This window comes from Achromobacter sp. D10 (assembly GCF_035282245.1).
Classification (GTDB): domain Bacteria; phylum Pseudomonadota; class Gammaproteobacteria; order Burkholderiales; family Burkholderiaceae_B; genus Achromobacter; species Achromobacter insolitus.
In genome coordinates this window covers 28965-43003 of sequence record NZ_JAYJLE010000008.1, presented here as the reverse complement: position 1 = coordinate 43003, position 14039 = coordinate 28965, and the positions used below count along the sequence as shown (strand labels likewise).

Genomic DNA, 14039 nt, shown 5'->3' with positions numbered 1-14039 from the left:
CACCGGTGAAGTCAACGTGGGCAACCGTCGCATCACCGGCCTGTCGGCCGGCGCCGAGGACACCGACGCCGTCAACGTCGCGCAGTTGAAGCAGGTTGCCGTCGACTCCACGGCCGACGCGGTCAAGTACGACAACAGCACGCACAACACCATCACGCTGACGGGCAACACGTACAACTCGACCACCAAGACCGGCGGCACGCGGATCACCAACGTCGCAGCAGGCGTCGATGGCGGCGATGCCGTCAACGTCGATCAACTGGAAGCAGCGAAGACCCGTTACTACAGCGTCAATGACGGTGGCGTGGTCGGTGCCAACCACGCGAACGACGGCGCCACCGGGACCAACTCGCTGGCCGCTGGCGTCGCCGCACAAGCGAGCGCCACGGAGAGCGTCGCGATCGGCTACAACGCAAAGGCCTATTCTTCCCAAAGCGTGGCGCTTGGCGCCAACAGCATCGCCAACGCCAGCCTGATCGCCAGCGCCTACAACCCCACCGCGCTCTACACGCTGGCGGGCTTGACCCCGATCGGGGAGGTGTCGGTGGGTTCGGCCGGCAAGGAGCGCCGCATCACCAACGTCGCTGCCGGCGCTGCTGACACAGACGCGGTGAACGTCGGCCAACTGAAGTCGGCGGTCAGCGCGATCTCCAGCAACCCCTCGGGCAACGACCGCGCGGTGACCTACGACGGTGCCGCCGGCTCCCCCAAGGACCAGGTGACACTGCAGGGCGCACAGTCGACCGATGGCGGCAAGACCGGCGGGACGACCATTACCAATGTCAAGCAAGGCGCGGTTTCCAATACCAGCACAGATGCCGTCAACGGCAGCCAGCTGTATGAAACCAACCAGCGTGTCGACAATATCGATGTGCGCGTAAGCAACGTCGAGAACAAGTTCATCGACGCATTCAGCGACCTGGACAATGGCTCGCGCTACTTCAAGGCCGACGGCACGAACACGGACGCCGACAAAGCGACCGTGCAAGCGGGCACCAACGGCGTTGCATCCGGCTCCAATGCCGCCGTTTCCGGAAAGAATGGCGTGGCCATCGGAAATGGCGCGGCTGCCTCCTCGGAAGAGACCGTCGCCGTCGGAGCCAATGCCAAGGCATCGGCGTCCGGAGCAACCGCCACCGGCAGCGGCGCGCGAGCGTCCGGCAAGAGGAGCTCCGCGGTCGGACAAAACGCAAGCGCCAGCGGCAACAACTCCGTTGCCGTGGGCGCGGGCGCCAAGGCCTCGAATGCCAACAGCGTGGCGCTGGGAGCAGATTCGGTGACGAATCGCGACAACTCGGTCTCGGTCGGCTATGCCGGCGGCGAGCGGCAAATCACGAACATGGCCGCGGGCACCGCCCCGACCGACGGCGTCAACGTGTCCCAGTTGAACGACACCAAGAACGACATCATGAACTACACGAACGGGAAGCTGCGCAATCTGCGTAACGATGCCAACGCCGGCACCGCGTCGGCCATGGCCATGGCCGCGCTGCCCCAGGCGACGCTTCCTGGCAAGGGCATGTTCGCGCTCGGCGGTGGCACTTATGGCGGCCAGAGCAGCTTGGCTGTCGGGGTATCCGGCATGTCCGAAAGCGGCAAGTGGGTACTCAAGGCGAATGCGACCACCAACACCCGGGGCAATGTCGGCGCCGCGGTCGGGGTTGGCTTCCACTGGTAATCCACTCGTTCCTCAACCTGTCCCTGCGGCCACGGAGGCCGCAGGACTCTTCTCAAGCTGAAGATTATGAAGATCAACCAAACATGGGCGGCCCGTAGCCTGGCCGCGGCCGTCATCGCGCTCTTGCAGGCGTGCGCCAACACTCCCCCGGCCTCTTCCTCCGCTATCGATGGACAGGAAGCCGCGCTGCGCTTCCCGGCCCAAGAAAAAGCCTGGCCCAAGGAAGGGTCCTACCCCAACGTGGAGAATCTCCGCCTGCTTGGTCCCGGAATGACCAAGGATCAGTTATACGGTCTGCTCGGACGGCCACATTTCAATGAAGGGTTCTTCAACGTACGGGAGTGGAACTACCTGCTACAGATCCGTACCGGTCCCACGCCCCAGGATGGCGTGACCACATGCCAGTTGAAAGTCCTTTTCGATTCCAACATGAAAGCGGCCTCTTATCATTGGAAGCCCGAGAATTGCGCAGAGCGCACAGAATCAGCGCCGTTACGCGCCCATGCTTCGCCCCCGACGTTGTTGAAGCGCACGGTGCTTTCGGGCGATGTGCTGTTTGCATTCAATGGTTCCAGCCTGGCCGACATCACTCCCAAAGGACTTGAGCAGCTGCAACGTCTGGCGCGCGAACTGGCCAGCCTCAAGAGCATCACACGCGTGGAGATCTCTGCCTATACGGACAGCATCGGCAGCGACAGCTACAACGTGGCGCTCTCACAAAAGCGCGCGGCTTCCATACGATCATTACTCGTCCGCGCCGGGGTCGACGCCAATATCATCCAAGCCCGCGGCATGGGTAAATCCGTCCCGCCGCAATCGCAATGCGGACCCATGTCCAAGGCGGAATTGATACGGTGCTCCGCCCCAGACCGTCGCGTGGAGGTCCAGGCCTTCGGGACGAACTGATTTTTCGGGGCAGCCCAATTGGACTGCCTCCGTACGAATACCCATCCCTGAGACACTGCGCCACCTAGAACAGCACGCCCTCCTGCGGCGACAGCGGCGGCGGCAGGTCCTTATCGCCCAGCAGCTCTCCCACATTGATCTCGATGCTGCGGCACAATGCGTCCAGCGGCAGGTTGTTGGGCAAGCGGTCGAAAGGTTCCTCGATCTGTTCGCCCAAGGCATCCAGGCCGAAGAAGGTGTAAGACAACACGCCCACCATGAACGGCGTTACCCAGCCTATGCTGCCGACCAGGCAGAACGGCAATAGCAGGCAATAGATGTATACGGTGCGGTGCAGCAGCAGGATGTAGGCAAAGGGTATCGGCGTACCGCGTATCCGCTCACAGCCGCCGCCAATGTAGGACAGCCGCGTGATCTGGCCATCGATCTCCGCGAGAAGAATGCTATCCAGCCGCCCTTCCCGTCTCAATTGCGCGTATGCCTGGCTTAAGTCACCCAGCTGCACACTGGGCGGATTCGAGGCTTGCATGAGACGGGCCGCTCGGTCCGCGGGCAACCATCGCTGCAGGTCTTCCTTGGGGTCGCTTTGCCTCAGCATGTGCCGCAAGGCATGGGCGTAGGCAACCAAGCCATGCGCCAGTTCACGCTGGCGCGCGGCAGGCAGGCCGTCGGGAAAGCTCAGCGTCAGCCGGGTCAGATTGCGAATGACGATCAGCAGCTCGCCCCAGAGAGTACGCGCCTCCCACCAGCGTTCGTAGGCGACGCTGTTGCGAAACCCCAGGAAAATGGCCAGGGTCAAACCCACCAGCGTCAGCGGAACGGCGCCAAGTCCGACGCCGCTCAAAGGCAGGCGATGCTCCGCCAGCACCACGGCCGTCGCCAGGAGCATCATGGCCGCCACCCTTTTCCAGATAACGGAAACGATGGACCCTTTGAGCGTGAAAAGCAGCAACCAGGGAGAGCGGGAGGCGGGGCGGACTATCATGGCGGCCTAAGCTTGCATGTCTGCCTGCGCGGCCTTGCGGATACGCACCGGAATCGATTTGTAGGAAGGGGTGCCGCATTCCTTGTCGATGTAGTCCAGCGGAACCAGCACATTGGCTTCGGGATAGTAGGCCGCCACGGAGCCTCGCGCGATGCTGTATTCAATCGCGGTGATACCCGTCAACCTCAGGGTCCGCACCGAAGACACGGTTTCGATGTCCACCAGGTCGCCATGTTCCAGGCCCTGCGCGGCCAGATCTTCTCGATTCATGAAAAGTACGTCACGGCGGCCAAAAACGCCGCGGTAGCGATCATCCAAGCCATAGATGGTGGTGTTGTACTGGTCGTGGCTGCGTATGGTCACCAACCGCAGCACCTCATCGGGCCAAGGTTCATAGCGCTCGCGCACGCCAGGAAACACCGAGAACATCGCCTTGCCCGTCGGGGTGTTCCATTTGCGCTCCGTGGGCGGCAGAGGCATGCGAAAGCCGCCGGGCACGCGGATACGCGCGTTGTAGTCTTCGAATCCCGGTATCGTGCGTTCAATCAGGCTGCGGATGCGGTCATAGTTTTCCACCAGCCGCAGCCAGTCCACCTTGCTATGCGGCAAGGTCGCCTTCGCCATGGCGGCCACGATCGCGGGCTCCGACCTCAGTTCAGTGGACGCCGGTTTGAGCTTTCCTGCCGAGGCATGGACCATGGACATCGAATCCTCCACGGTCACCGACTGTGGGCCTTCGGCCTGGACGTCGAGCTCCGTTCGCCCCAATACCGGCAACAGGAAGGTTTCACGGCCGACCAGCAGATGCGAACGGTTGAGCTTGGTTCCGAGGTGCACGCTCAGGGTCAGTTTCTTCATCGCCGCAAAGCAGAGTTCGGGATCGGGTAAGGCGACGGCGAAATTGCCGCCCAGGCAGATGAGCGCCTTGGCCGTTCCGTCCACCATGGCTTGCATGGCTTGTACCGCGTCGTGACCGTGGCCATGGGGCGGTTTGAAGCCGAAGACCTCCTCCAACTTGCCGAGAAACTCGGCGGACGGCTTTTCCGTGATGCCAACGCTGCGGTTGCCTTGCACGTTTGAATGGCCGCGCAATGGGCAGATGCCCGCGCCGGGCTTGCCGAAGTTGCCGCGCAAAAGCAGGAGGTCGGCGATCAGCTTCACATTGGCCGTGCCCGTGTTGTGCTGGGTGATCCCCATGCCGTAGGTAACGATGGTCGCGTTGGACTTGGCATAGGCTTCCGCCACATGTTCGAGGTCGGCACGCTGCAGGCCGCTTTCGGTTTCGATGTCGGTCCAGGAAGTCGCTTCCAGGTCCGCGGCCAGCGCATCGAACCCAAGGGTGTGCTCGGCGATGAAACCACGATCCAGCACGTTGCCGCGCTGCGCTTCGAGCGCAAGCAGCGCCTTCATGATGCCCTTGAGCGCGGCCGCGTCGCCGCCAGCCCTTACCTGGTGGTACGTGGAAGCGATATCGGTCGAGCTGAAAGTCGCCATTTCCACGATGCTCTGCGGATCGGCGAAACGTTCCAGGGCGCGTTCGCGCAACGGATTAAAGACAATGATAGGGACCTTGCGCCGCGCCAATTCGTGCAGCGTGCCCATCATGCGCGGGTGATTGGTGCCGGGATTGTGGCCGATCGAAAGAATGAGTTCCGCATGGTCGAAGTCTTCCAGCGACACCGTTCCCTTGCCGATGCCAATGGACTGCGGCAACCCCACGCTGGTCGCCTCGTGACACATGTTCGAGCAATCGGGGAAGTTGTTGGTGCCGAACTCGCGCGCGAACAGTTGAAACAGATAGGCCGCCTCATTTGATGCGCGCCCCGAGGTATAGAATTCGGCCTGATCTGGCGCATCCAGACTGCGCAGCGTCTGGCCGATGCGTTCGAAGGCCGCATTCCACGACACGGGCACGAACTTGTCGGTGGCCGCGTCGTAAGCCATCGGATGGGTCAGTCGGCCGAAATCCTCAAGCTCATAGTCCGACAGTTCCAGCAATGACGACACCGTGCGCTCGGCGAAGAACTCCGGTGTCACGCGCTTGCTCGTCGCCTCCCACGTGACCGCCTTGGCGCCGTTTTCACAGAACTGGAAAGTGGATCTGTGTTCCTTGTCCGGCCATGCGCAACCAGGACAATCGAAGCCCGCAGGCTGGTTGGTGCGCAGCAGGACCACGGGGGCTTCCATGACCTCCATCTGCTGCCGCACGGCCTGGGCCGTCGCCTTCAATGCCCCCCAACCGCCCGCCGGGCCGTCATAGGGTCGAATACCTGGCACTTCGCGTCGTTTGGTCATGAAAGTCTCCTGGCAGCACTTTTGCGCCGCAATTGCGCGCAAGCTGTCCCGCCAGAATGCGGCAATCGGGAAAAGTCAGCCAATTTTTCCTTTGAACCTCTTGATAACCCCTGATTATCAAGGCTTGGGCGGCAGGGCGTGATTGAGGACGGCTTCCAGGTCGGATTGACTGGCGATCTGCCAGGCTGCCGAGGACAGGGCGGGTTGCTTGTCGCGCCGCAACCTCACCAGACAAACATCCTCGGCGTGTTCTGGGGTAATGGGGTGCGCCAGCAATCCAGCCCCTTCGTACTGCGCCGGCAAGGCGCTCATAGGCAGGATCGAGAATGCCCGTCCACTCTGGCATTCCGCCAGGAGCACGCGGATATCATTGCTTTGCAACACGACTCGCGGCTTTGCCTGCACGGCATCGAAGCATTTATTCAGGGTTTGGCGGTTTTGCATGTCGGGGCTCAGCAAACATAGCGGCAGCTCACCGACTTCCGACCAATCGAGCTGGCGCGGCAATGACGCCTGCTCGTTCGCCACCAGCACGTAGCGCTCCGAATACAGCGGCATTGCGTCAAATTCGGCGTTGTCGAGCACGGATCGTTGATAGAGAATGCCCAACTGGATTTCCTGGGCCTTCAGCCTGCACAATATTTCGGGCGTGCTGAGCGAGGTAACCTCCAACGTCAGTTGGGGCAGGATCTCGCGATACTCCGCACTGAGCAGCGTGGCCGCATGGTTGGCCGTTGGAATCGCGCCTATTGCCAGATGCCCCTGCGGCACGCTGCGAACCAGATCGGCCTCCTGCCGCAGCCCATCCAGGGATGAGACCACCTGCCGCACCCACTGGATCACCCGTTCGCCCTCGGGCGTAACGCCTTCGAAGGTCCGATTGCGCTTGATGATGGTGATCCCGAGTTCGCGCTCGAGCTCCCGGATCCCATTGGACAATGCAGGTTGCGATACATGGCAGCTTTCCGCCGCCCGCCCGAAATGCCGATACTTGTCCAGCGCCAAAAGATAGTTGAGTTGGCGGATAAACATTCACATCCCTCGCAACAAAAACGCCCGCAAAAGCGGGCGTCTATTCATCTGGCTACCGGCCGGCGCCAAGGCGGCACTCAGCGGCCGTTGGCCTTGGCCGTAATGCCGTTGGCCGCGCCCATGTCGGTGTTGGGCACATCGCGCAGCAGCACGCGCACGTCCTGGCCCGAGATGCCGATGCTGCCGCATACCGCCTCGTTCAGCGCAGCGATCAGGGCAGCCTTCTTGGCTTCGTCGCGGCCCGAGATCAGGGCGACGTCGACGCGTGCCATGGCCTTGCCGATTTCTCCGCCCACGATCACGTGTTCCGCCGGCACTTCCTGCAACACGATTCGCACGCTGGGAAGCGGCGCCGCGATGCTCTCGACGACGGCGTTGGAGGCGGCCTTCAACAGAGCGGCCTTCTGGGCGGCCGAATGGCCTTCCATGATCTGGACATTCAAAATAGGCATGACTGATTCCGATGTTCCGAAAAAGGAGAAACCGGCCCAGGCGGCCGGCAAACCATCATATCCGGACTTGGCCCGCGCAAACGGCCGCGCGGCCCAGGTCCGGATTAGGGTTTCTCCCTGTCAGGCAGCCTGATCGCGTTGCGGCGGCGCGGGCTGTTCCTGCGTGTCGGCGGAAACCTCTTCGGCCGGAGCCGTCGTTTCGGCCAGCGCCGGGGTGACCAGCTCCACGACCTTCTTGCGCGACAGCATGCCGATGAACTCGTCGTCTTCGCCTGTCACCGCGACCGGCTGGTCGCTGTGCACCAGTTGCGCCAGCACTTCGCCCAGGCCCGCCGTAGCCGGCACGGATGCCAGATCCTCGACGTAGCGCGAGATATCGCGCGCGCCCTCCTCGATGGCTCGGGTGGCCGCCTCGGCGGTCAGCACGCCCGCGAGCCGCTTGCCGTCCAGCACCGGCGCGTATTCATAGTTCAGGGCACGCATGCGGTCCATGGCGTGGGCGGGACGCGAACGCATGGTCAGCGTCAGGCGCGCCGGGTTCACGGCGTGCGTGGCGTTGAGCACCTTGGTGCGGTTCACGTCCTGCAGGAACGACTGCACGTAGTCGTTGGCGGGGTTCAGCAAAATGTCTTCCGGTGTCCCTTCCTGCACCAGTTCGCCGTCCTTGAGGATGGCGATGCGATTGCCCAGGCGCAGCGCCTCGTCCAGGTCATGCGTGATGAAGACTATGGTCTTGTTGAGCTTGGCCTGCAGTTGCAGCAGCTGGTCCTGCATCTCGCGGCGGATCAGCGGATCCAGCGCCGAGAAGGCTTCGTCCATCAGCAGGATTTCAGCATCGGTGGCCAGCGCACGGGCCAGGCCGACACGCTGCTGCATGCCGCCCGACAATTGGTGCGGATACTGGTTCTCGAAGCCCGACAGGCCCACCTGGTCCAGCCATTCGCGGGCGCGCTTTTCGCGTTCGGCGCGCCCCACGCCCTGCACGGTCAGCCCGTAGGCGGCGTTGTCCAGCACGGTACGGTGCGGGAACAGGCCGAAGCGCTGGAACACCATGCTCATCTTCTTCTGGCGGAAAACTTCCAGGTCGCGCTTGTTCAGGCTGACCACGTCCACGCCATCAACCAGGATATGGCCGGCGCTGGGCTCGATCAGGCGGTTGAAGTGGCGGATCAACGTGGACTTGCCGGAACCCGACAGGCCCATGATGACGTAGATGCTGCCCTCTTCGATCGACAGGCTGATGTCACGCAGGCCCAGCGTGTGGCCGCTCTCGGCCAGCAACTGTTCCTTGCTCATGCCGCCCTGGGCGGCTTCCAGCCATTTCTTCGGATGCGGCCCGAAGACCTTGTAGATGTTCTTGACCTCGATCTTGCTCATCGCTGGCCTCCCTTGCGCATGCGCTGTCCATACGATTGCGTGATCCGGTCGAACAGCACGGCCAGTACCACGATACCCAAGCCCGCCAGCAGGCCGCGGCCCACTTCCAGGCGGTTGATGCCCAGCAGCACTTCATAGCCCAGCCCGCGCGCGCCGATCATCGAGGCAATCACCACCATCGACAGTGCCATCATCGTGGTCTGGTTGATGCCCGCCATGATGTTGGGCAGCGCCAGCGGAAGCTGCACGCCGAAAAGCTGCTGACGCGGATTGGCGCCGAAGGCACGCGAGGCTTCCAGCACTTCGCGGTCGACCAGGCGGATACCCAGGTCGGTCAGGCGGATCAGCGGCGGCACGGCGTAGATCACGGTCGCGATGATCGCGGGAATCTTGCCCAGGCCGAACAGCATGACGACGGGGATCAGGTACACGAAGCTGGGCATGGTCTGCATTACATCCAGCACCGGCAGCATGATGGAGCGCAGCCAGTTGACGCGCGCCATCAGCACGCCCAGCGGGATGCCGATAAGCACCGACAGGCCGGCCGCCATGATCATCAGCGCCAGCGTCTGCATGCCGGCGTCCCACAGGCCCAGAACCCCGATCACGCATAGCAGCGCGCCCATCGCCAGGCTCAGGCCGATGCGGCGGCTGACGCCCCAGGCGATCGCAACAGTGACCGCGACCACCGCCCACCAGGGCGAGCTGCGCAGCAATTGCTCCAACCACACCAGGGCATGCAGCACGGGCTGGGACAGAGTCTCCAGCGTGTCGGCATAGTTGGTGACCAGGTGATCGACAAAGCCGTCGATCGCCCCCCGGACCTGCCGGGCGGGAATAATTTCAGGAAACATTCGTTCTACTCCATTCTGGCGCACTCACCGCCCGGACCGCGCCCGCATCCCCGGAATCGGGCAATGCGGCGCAAGCTTGCGGCTTCCAGCTAGAAAACGGCCGGCCATCCCGGCAACGCCAGCGCGTCTCGGTCCGGGCTCTGGGGCCCGGCCGGCGGCCATCCCGGCAAAGGAATCCGGCCCCAGGCGGGGCCGGTGCGCGCCCGGACGGCGCGCAGCCAGGCACATGGCGGGTTACAGCGCGCTCTGGACGCGCCCGGCGACGTCAGCGGGGACCCATTTGGTCCAGACGTCGGGTTTGTTCTTCAGGAACCACTTGGCCACGGCGTTGGCTTCGTCGCCAGACTCTTCCATGTGGGCCAGGGTTTCGTTGATCACCGGCAGCGGCACCGAAACCTTGGACAGGAATTCAGTGAGCTTGGGCGCCTCCTCGGAGAACTTGGTGTTCACCGCAGTGAAGACGGGATTGTCCGGATAGGCGCTGGGCTCGGGCTTGGCGCACTTGGGCGACGTCAGGCACTTGTGCTTTTCGGCGTCGTAGGGCGGCATGTCGAGCTTGACCAGGTCCATCGAGCCAACCAGGGGCGTGGGCGACCAGTAGTAGAAGACCACGTTCTGCTTGCGCTTGTATGCGGACATCAGCGCCGCCTTCTGCGCGGCGCCCGTACCGGGCGAATACAGCGTGTAGGTGTCGTCCAGCTTCAATGCGTGGAACAGGTTGTTGCTGGTGATTTCGCAACCCCACCCTGCCGGGCAGCCATAGAAGCGACCCTTGCCGGGCTCTTCGGGATCCTTGAACTTGTCCTTGAACTTGGGCAGGTCGGCCGCGGACTTCAATTCGGGCAGACGCTCGGCCGTATAGCGGGGGATGTACCAACCCTCGGCGCCCATGTAGAGATCGCCGATGCGCTTGACCTTGCCGGTCTTTTCGGCGCGGTCCCAGGGCTCGGCCACGCTGTTCAGCCAGATCTCGGTATTGATATCCAGATCGCCACGCTCCAGCGCGGCCAGGGCGGGCAGGGTTTCGGTGGGCAGGGTTTCGGTTTTGCAACCGTAGCCCTTTTCCATGATGAAACGTTCGACGTCAACGAGGACCAGGTTGGATTCCCAGTTCATGCCGCCGAAATTGACCGGACGCTTGATTTCGCATTGGACGTCGGCGGCTTGGGCCGCACCGGCAAAGGCGAAGAACACAGCCGCGGCGGCCAGGGTCTTGACAGGGGTAAAACGCATTGGCTTTTGCCTCCATAGGTTCAGGGACACTCGCCAGGCTTGGGCCCGGAGGTGCCATGGAGCTAAGGGGGTTGTGCGGAAGACGGGCAGAACCGCCAATACAAACCGACACTAGCAACAAGACGGTCCGCGAGGGTGCGGCATCTTGCAAGACAGGAGTTTCAAAAACGTGATTTTTGAAAACCCACAGAAAGTGAACAAACTGAACGAAGAAGCCAGCATCTTAAACGAAATTGATGCTCAACCCAACCCCATCCCGGAATGAATCAGATACATTTCCGGAAAAAATGATCCGGGGTTACCCGCAACGGCAAGGGGCGAAACAGCGATTTTCCCTAGAGGATTTTGATTCAGAAGCGAAGACACATTCAGTAAAAAATAAATTCATATCCACACGCTTTAACCGCCTCAAAATGGCCGGAAATACGCGTTCCGGCCAGTGCATGGACACGCCAGCAGCAGGCTTTCCCCGAATTTTCGAGGGGGAACGGCCACACTGTGGACGCTTAACGGCCGCTAGCCGTTCTTGCCGTACACGTTCTCGCCGTACATATAGTCCCGGCGCCAGGGATAGGCGAGGTCCGGCGGATTGTCCAGCTCATCGGCGCGCCCCGTCGCCGGGTGCTGGCCCAGGATCTGGTGCAATGCGATCCAGCCATGCTCGAAGGCCATGGCGCAGCCCGCCAGGTAGAGTCGGTAGGCGCGTAGCGAACGCTCGCCCTGCTCACCGCCCAGGATGCGCGCCGCCTCAGAAAGGCGCGCCTCCAGCGCATCGCTCCAGGCCCATAGGGTGCGCGCGTAGTGTGGCCGCAGGTTTTCCACGTCCACTTCTTCCAGCCCGCCGTTGGTCAAGGTTTCCATCACCACGCTGACGTGGGTCAGCTCGCCGCCGGGGAAAATGTACTTCTCGATGAACTCACCCATGCCGTTGCCCAGCTCGGCGTTGTAGACGCCGGCCGCGGTAATGCCGTGGTTCATGATCAGCCCGCCCGGCTTGAGCAGACGGCGCAGCTTGGCGAAATAGCCCTCGAGCTGCGCGCGGCCCACATGCTCGAACATGCCGACCGATGCAATCTTGTCGTAGGGTGCGGACTCATCCAGCTTGCGGTAGTCCAGCAGCTCCATCCGGACCCGGCCGGCCAGCCCCTTTTCCTGGATCAGCTTGCTCACATGCGCATGCTGATTGCGCGATAGCGTGATGCCGGTGGCGTCCACGCCGTAGTTTTCCGCCGCCCACAGCAGCAACCCGCCCCAACCCGCGCCCACATCCAGGAAACGTTCGCCTTCCCGCAGGCGCAGCTTGCGGCAGATGTGATCCAGCTTGGCTTCCTGGGCCTGGGCGAGCGTCATGCCCGGCTCGCGGTAATAGGCGCAGGAATAAACCCGGCGCGGATCCAGCCAGAGCGCGTAGAAATCATCCGACAGGTCATAGTGGAACTCGATCTGCTTGGCGTCGCGCTCGACCGAATGGCGCCAGACCGACATCACCTTGCGGACCAGCTCCGTGAGCCAACCGCCCCTGGCGGCATCCACGGGCGACCCCGGCAGCAAGGCGGCGGCGGCGGTCATGACATCGCGCATATTGCCTTCGATGTCGATACGGCCCTCCACGTAATCCTGCCCCAGCACGCCCACCGCTCCTTCGGCGAGATGGGCCAGCGCGGTCTTGTCATGCGTGACGAAACGGACGCGGGGTTCTGGTGGCCCCAGCACGGCGCCATCCGGCAGAACCAGTTGGACCGGGACCGGCAGGGCCTGAAGTTTGCGTTCCACTACAGACAACAAAGGATTCACGACTGCTCCTCTGAACTAGCTACGGACCTCGATGACTGTATCGGAAAAAACTTGCAATTTGCTTGTAAGGTTGCCCGTGATACAGTCGTTTACTTGGCCCAAAACGTGCAACAAACCGCATCCGGGCCCTGTCTCTGCGCTTACCGCGATCCACATGCCCCCAGCAAATTCCTTTCGCAGCGGCCTGCCCGGCTGGCTGATACTCATGGGCGCGCTAACGGCCATCGGCCCGTTCGCCATTGATATGTACCTGCCCGCATTCCCCACGATTGCGGCAAACCTGGGTGTGCCTCGCGGCGACGTCGAACGCACGCTGGCCGCCTATCTGATCGGCCTGGCCATGGCGCAGGTGTTCTACGGACCGATGGCCGACCGTTACGGCCGCAAGCCCCCGCTGCTGGTTGGCCTGACGCTGTTCATGATCGCCTCGCTGGGTTGCGCGCTGTCCGGATCGGTCGAAGCGCTAACCGGCTGGCGCGTGGTGCAGGCCATGGGCGGCGCCGCAGGCATCGTGATCCCGCGCGCGGTCATCCGCGACCACTACGAAACCCATGAAGCCGCGCGCGCCATGTCGCTGCTGATGCTCATCATGGGGCTGGCCCCTATCCTCGCGCCGCTGGCCGGCGGGCAATTGCTGGCCATCACCTCCTGGCGCAGCCTGTTCTGGGTCATGCTGGCTGGCGGCGCCATGCTGATGGCCGCCGTGATGTTGATCATGAAGGAATCGCTGGCGCCCGAACGCGTGGTGCCGCTGCGTTGGGAGACCATACTGCGGAACTACCGCGACCTGTTCGCCCACCGCGGCTTCATGGCGCACAGTCTGGCCGGCGGTTTCGGCCAGGCCGGCATGTTTGCCTACATCATTGGTTCTCCGCGCGTCTTCATCGAACTCTACGGCGTCGCGCCGCAGTATTACGGCCTGCTTTTCGGCACCAACGCGCTGTCGCTCATCGTCTGCTCGCAGATCAGCGCCCGCCTGTTGCGCACCTACACACCGCGACAGCTGCAGCGTCGCGCCCTGACCTCGCTGGCCTGCGCCAGCCTGGCCGCGGTCGCACTGACGCTGGTCGGCTGGATGACCCTGCCCCTGCTCATGCTGTGCCTCATCAGCTACATGGGCAGCCAGGGCTTCGTGAATCCCAATTCGGCGGCGCTTGCCCTGGCGGACCAGGGCAAGCGGCTGGGCGCGGCTTCCGCGCTGCTGGGAACGCTGCAATTGTCTTGTGGCGCGCTGGCCGGCTTCGCTGTCAGCGCCTGGCAGACCGACAGTGCCCTGCCCCTGACAACCACGCTCGCGGCCTGCGCCTGCCTGTCCTGGATCTCGGGCCGCGTGGCGCAATCGCACACCAGCTAGCCTGCCTGCTTGATTTATTTAGACTTTTCGTATTAGAATCTAAGTCTTCACATGAAGTTTCCCGTGCCGGACTACTATG

At 62.8% G+C, this 14039-nt stretch carries 11 protein-coding genes; 3 read left to right on the top strand and 8 right to left on the bottom strand.

Annotation, left to right across the window (positions count from 1 at the left end; translation table 11 throughout):
• Together VCS63_RS20875 and VCS63_RS20870 are read left to right on the top strand one after the other, a co-directional pair.
• Positions 1-1678: YadA family autotransporter adhesin (locus VCS63_RS20875; RefSeq protein ID WP_323880928.1), on the top strand; the 1678-nt coding region annotated here is incomplete at its 5' end.
• Between the two features lie 66 nt (positions 1679-1744).
• On the top strand, positions 1745-2584 hold the full coding sequence (locus VCS63_RS20870; protein WP_323880927.1) for an OmpA family protein: 840 nt from the start codon (positions 1745-1747) through the stop codon (positions 2582-2584).
• Positions 2585-2648: 64 nt separating this feature from the next.
• Here VCS63_RS20870 and VCS63_RS20865 read toward each other — a convergent pair whose 3' ends face one another.
• The 8 genes from VCS63_RS20865 to VCS63_RS20830 form a co-directional block, all read right to left on the bottom strand.
• Positions 2649-3569 carry a bestrophin family protein gene (locus tag VCS63_RS20865; protein WP_323880925.1) on the bottom strand — a complete coding sequence of 307 codons (921 nt, stop codon included), beginning with the start codon at positions 3567-3569 and terminating at the stop codon, positions 2649-2651.
• Between the two features lie 6 nt (positions 3570-3575).
• Positions 3576-5864 (bottom strand): FdhF/YdeP family oxidoreductase, encoded by a 2289-nt coding sequence (locus VCS63_RS20860; protein WP_323880923.1) that lies wholly within the window; start codon positions 5862-5864, stop codon positions 3576-3578.
• Positions 5865-5981: 117 nt separating this feature from the next.
• Positions 5982-6896 carry a LysR family transcriptional regulator gene (locus tag VCS63_RS20855; RefSeq protein ID WP_323880921.1) on the bottom strand — a complete coding sequence of 305 codons (915 nt, stop codon included), beginning with the start codon at positions 6894-6896 and terminating at the stop codon, positions 5982-5984.
• A 77-nt stretch (positions 6897-6973) separates the two neighbouring features.
• Positions 6974-7348: a tautomerase family protein gene (locus VCS63_RS20850; protein WP_042794601.1), complete on the bottom strand. Its 375-nt coding sequence runs from the start codon at positions 7346-7348 to the stop codon at positions 6974-6976.
• Positions 7349-7468: 120 nt separating this feature from the next.
• Complete coding sequence (locus tag VCS63_RS20845) at positions 7469-8725, bottom strand: glycine betaine/L-proline ABC transporter ATP-binding protein (protein ID WP_323880919.1); 1257 nt, start codon at positions 8723-8725, stop codon at positions 7469-7471.
• A complete protein-coding gene (locus tag VCS63_RS20840; protein WP_063640950.1) occupies positions 8722-9579 on the bottom strand; it encodes an ABC transporter permease in 858 nt (285 codons plus the stop codon). Before VCS63_RS20840 ends, VCS63_RS20845 begins: the two co-directional genes overlap by 4 nt.
• A gap of 234 nt (positions 9580-9813) precedes the next feature.
• Entirely contained in the window at positions 9814-10812 is a 999-nt protein-coding gene (locus VCS63_RS20835) for an ABC transporter substrate-binding protein (protein WP_042794603.1), read from the bottom strand.
• A gap of 516 nt (positions 10813-11328) precedes the next feature.
• A complete protein-coding gene (locus tag VCS63_RS20830; protein ID WP_088607738.1) occupies positions 11329-12606 on the bottom strand; it encodes a class I SAM-dependent methyltransferase in 1278 nt (425 codons plus the stop codon).
• Positions 12607-12811: 205 nt separating this feature from the next.
• Here VCS63_RS20830 and VCS63_RS20825 point away from each other — a divergent pair, with 205 nt between their 5' ends.
• Positions 12812-13960, top strand: a complete 1149-nt coding sequence (locus VCS63_RS20825) for a Bcr/CflA family multidrug efflux MFS transporter (RefSeq protein WP_063960767.1) — start codon at positions 12812-12814, stop codon at positions 13958-13960.
• Positions 13961-14039 lie beyond the last annotated feature (79 nt).

Coding starts and splice junctions, on each gene's coding strand:
- VCS63_RS20870 (WP_323880927.1), top strand. CDS start 1,745: ATGAAGATCAACCAAACATGGGCGGCCCGTAGCCTGGCCGCGGCCGTC.
- VCS63_RS20865 (WP_323880925.1), bottom strand. CDS start 3,569: ATGATAGTCCGCCCCGCCTCCCGCTCTCCCTGGTTGCTGCTTTTCACG.
- VCS63_RS20860 (WP_323880923.1), bottom strand. CDS start 5,864: ATGACCAAACGACGCGAAGTGCCAGGTATTCGACCCTATGACGGCCCG.
- VCS63_RS20855 (WP_323880921.1), bottom strand. CDS start 6,896: ATGTTTATCCGCCAACTCAACTATCTTTTGGCGCTGGACAAGTATCGG.
- VCS63_RS20850 (WP_042794601.1), bottom strand. CDS start 7,348: ATGCCTATTTTGAATGTCCAGATCATGGAAGGCCATTCGGCCGCCCAG.
- VCS63_RS20845 (WP_323880919.1), bottom strand. CDS start 8,725: ATGAGCAAGATCGAGGTCAAGAACATCTACAAGGTCTTCGGGCCGCAT.
- VCS63_RS20840 (WP_063640950.1), bottom strand. CDS start 9,579: ATGTTTCCTGAAATTATTCCCGCCCGGCAGGTCCGGGGGGCGATCGAC.
- VCS63_RS20835 (WP_042794603.1), bottom strand. CDS start 10,812: ATGCGTTTTACCCCTGTCAAGACCCTGGCCGCCGCGGCTGTGTTCTTC.
- VCS63_RS20825 (WP_063960767.1), top strand. CDS start 12,812: ATGGGCGCGCTAACGGCCATCGGCCCGTTCGCCATTGATATGTACCTG.